The 3,439-nt window shown below is 42.3% G+C and carries 4 protein-coding genes; 3 read left to right on the forward strand and 1 reads right to left on the reverse strand.

Annotation, left to right across the window (positions count from 1 at the left end):
* The 3 genes from ACLI09_RS17950 to ACLI09_RS17960 all read left to right on the forward strand — a co-directional run.
* A partial coding sequence (locus ACLI09_RS17950) for a T9SS type B sorting domain-containing protein (protein ID WP_411418629.1) occupies nt 1–220 on the forward strand: 220 nt, incomplete at its 5' end.
* Nucleotides 221–971: 751 nt separating this feature from the next.
* The gene (locus ACLI09_RS17955; protein ID WP_411421023.1) at nt 972–1,979 is read left to right on the forward strand and encodes a type IX secretion system membrane protein PorP/SprF; all 1,008 of its coding nucleotides are present in this window, start codon (nt 972–974) and stop codon (nt 1,977–1,979) included.
* Nucleotides 1,980–2,051: 72 nt separating this feature from the next.
* Nucleotides 2,052–2,567: a gamma carbonic anhydrase family protein gene (locus tag ACLI09_RS17960; protein WP_411421024.1), complete on the forward strand. Its 516-nt coding sequence runs from the start codon at nt 2,052–2,054 to the stop codon at nt 2,565–2,567.
* Between the two features lie 2 nt (nt 2,568–2,569).
* Here the strand turns inward: ACLI09_RS17960 and murI are convergent, their stop codons facing one another.
* Nucleotides 2,570–3,349 (reverse strand): glutamate racemase, encoded by a 780-nt coding sequence (murI, locus tag ACLI09_RS17965; RefSeq protein WP_411421025.1) that lies wholly within the window; start codon nt 3,347–3,349, stop codon nt 2,570–2,572.
* Nucleotides 3,350–3,439: the final 90 nt, after the last annotated feature.

A 3,439-nucleotide genomic window follows, 5' to 3' on the forward strand; every position in this document is an offset into this window, starting at 1 on the left:
AGGCATGGATGCCCACCCTGAGGCGCGTATTTACATCTTTGACCGCTACGGCAAGCTCATTAAGCAGCTGAGCCCGGCCTCACGGGTTACAGACGGCGAAGGATGGGACGGCACCTTTAACGGCGCGCCACTACCATCAGACGACTACTGGTTCCGCGTAGAGTTTACCGAAGGCAACACCGAAAGGGTATTCAGGGCACACTTTGCGATGAAGCGATAGTTTAGCAGGCAGTGTTCAGTGGCAGTTGGCAGTAGCTTCACCCAAACACACATTGACAAACAAATACCAATAAATAAAGGCAGCCAAACGGCTGCCTTTATTGTTTTTATAGGGTAGGAGGGAAGCTACTGTATGCTGAACACTGACCACTGCCTACTGCCACAGAAGTGAAGCTTTTACCAACCGCGACTGAATACTGCCCGACCGATTGAGAATAGCCCCGATGGGAGCGGTATCCTGCCGGGGAATGAGGCAGATAAAGCGGACAGCGGGAAACAGTGCCGCTGCAAGGCACTAACGATGGGCTACTGAAAAATAGTGAAGCCTTATTGGCTTTTAATAGAAGTGGTTATCGTATGCGTGGTGGGGATAATCTAAATATTTGTGGCAAACACTATGAAAAACAATATATGTAACAATAAAAAAACAATAAATTAAGTTATAGTTTTTGTAAGATTGATTCGGTATTATTAGTGATTTTTTGCAGTAAGTATATCTAAATAATGAGAAATAGTTAAAATGGATACTTTTTTTTAAAACCCAATGCTTCAATATGGTATTTTTTCTAATATTGTTGGGATTAAGTAACCAACCTATGACAAAAATTTATATATTTGACCGCTATGGAAAATTACTGTAAAGTAAGCATGACATGAGGAAAATTGCCCGTAGTAGCGATTAAGTTATTTAACGTTTATTATCGTACGGTCTAACTAAAAAGCATATTTCATTAAAACGATCAAAGGTCAACATGAATTTTAAAAAGGTTTATCTCATTTTTGGTTTATTCTTAGCCCAAATGTCTTTCTCCCAGGAGGGTGTTGCAGTATATTCAGATTATTTATCTGATAACTATTATCTTATCCACCCATCGATGGCAGGAGCTGCAAATTGTGCCAAATTAAGGGCTACCGCCCGCCAGCAATGGTTTGGCCAGGCTGACGCGCCACAGCTGCAAACGCTGAGTTTTAACACCTCTCTTGGCCAGGATTCTAATTCTGGTGTGGGAGCCATCATCCACAATGATAAGAACGGCTACCATTCGCAAACAGGCGCTAAACTTACGTATGCACACCACATTAAATTTTCGCGCAATGATTACGACCTGAATATGCTTTCATTTGGTATGAGTGCAGGTTTGGTTCAGAGCCGTTTAGATGAAACTGCTTTTCAGGAGTTTGACCCGGTTGTACAGGGAGGCGATGTGGTACGCGATTCTTACTTTAATGTGGATATAGGCGCTTCTTATCACTACCTGGATTTTTATGCACACTTTACCGCTAAAAATGTAATCAAAAGCAAAAGGGACCTTTATACCGATGTAGAGAGTTCAAACCTTAGCGCTTATTTAATAAGTACAGGTTATGTATTTGGCATTGCTGACGACACCTGGTCTCTTGAGCCGTCGATAATGTTCCAGACAATCAGCGAAACTAAGGAAAAAACAATCGACGTAAACCTTAAAGCATACCGCGAACTTGATTTCGGAAGGGTATGGGGAGGACTTTCGTACCGCAGGAGCCTTGAAGGCGCCCAGTACCAGAAGGATTTAAACGGTGATATCAAGGAACAATACATGCAGTATATTACACCTATTGTAGGTATCAACTATAAGAATTTTATGTTCGCTTACACCTATTCTTACTTAACAGGCGATGTGAAATTTGACAACAGCGGTTTCCACCAGATTACTATAGGTTTAAACCTTAATTGTAAAGATAAAAAACCTGACTGCCACTGTCCGGCGGTTAACAACTAGATGTAAAGCAGATATTATTAGTTCAGTCCCGATATAACTATCGGGACTTTTTTTTAACTTTTTTTAATTGATATGGCACTTATAAAAGAGGTAAGGGGCAAGTACCCACAAATTCCCGAAGACTGCTATGTGGCCGAGAACGCTACAATTATAGGCGATGTTACGCTGGGCAAGGAATGCAGCGTATGGTTTAACGCGGTACTAAGGGGCGATGTACATTTTATAAAAATAGGCAGCAAGGTTAACATACAGGATGGCGCCATTATACACTGCACTTACCAAAAGCACCCTACCACGATAGGCAACAATGTATCTATAGGGCATAACGCAATTGTGCATGGCTGTACGGTGCATGATAATGTACTTATAGGCATGGGCGCAATTGTTATGGATAATTGTGTAATAGAGAGCAACTGCATTATAGCTGCCGGTGCGGTAGTTACGCAAAATACCCGTGTAGAAAGCGGCACTATTTATGCCGGGATCCCCGCAAAAAAGGTGAAGGATATAAACGCATCTGATTTTGCGGGGGAGATAGGGCGTATATCAAACAATTATGTGATGTATGCATCTTGGCTAAAGGAGTAATATCAGAAATCTTTTTCTGCCACGGGAAATCCTTTTACAAAACTTTGCAGCACTTCGGGCTTGTAATTTGTATAAAATACCTGGCTGCTCTGCCGGGGGACGGTATTCAGTAGGCCGTTTTGTTGCAAAATAGCCTGCGTTTGCCGTGCCACGGCTTCACCCGAATCGATAATAGTTACGTTTTCAGGGAGTATTTTTTTAATCTGCGGGATAAGGTAAGGGTAGTGGCTGCAGCCCAGCACCAGGTAGTCGATATTAGCCTGCACCATGGGCTTGAGGTACTGTAAGAGCAACTCTAGCATTTCATCAGAATCTATGTGCCCTTCTTCAATAAGCGTAACGAGGTTGTAACCCACCTGTTCTATAACCTTTACATTTTTAAGGCCTGATACGGCCTTATTAAACAAGGCGCTGCTTAATGTGCCTTTTGTGGCCAAAATGCCTATAGCGCCCGTTTTTGTATTGATCGCAGCCGGTTTAATAGCCGGTTCAATGCCAATAAACGGCACGTTATACTGCGCACGCAGTTCGTTTATGGCATTTGTTGTTGCGGTATTGCATGCCACTACAATTAGCTTGGCACCCTGCTCCAGTAAATAGTCGGTATTTTTAAAGCTCAGTTCGATTATTTCGTCCTTGGGACGTTGACCATAGGGGGCATTTTTGCTGTCGGCAAGGTATATGGTGTCTTCGTTTGGCAAAAGGCTGTGTATTTCCCTCCATATAGAGGTTCCGCCTATGCCGGAGTCAAATATGCCTATGGGCTGTGCGCTTTTTTCCATAGGCAAATATAAAAAAAACGGCCTATAATAGAGTGCACCCAAAAAATTAGACAAATTTATAATTAAGTTTGATAATAATGAGCTCGGTAT

This window comes from Flavobacterium sp. RHBU_24, from assembly GCF_046613695.1.
Classification (GTDB): Bacteria; Bacteroidota; Bacteroidia; order Flavobacteriales; family Flavobacteriaceae; genus Flavobacterium.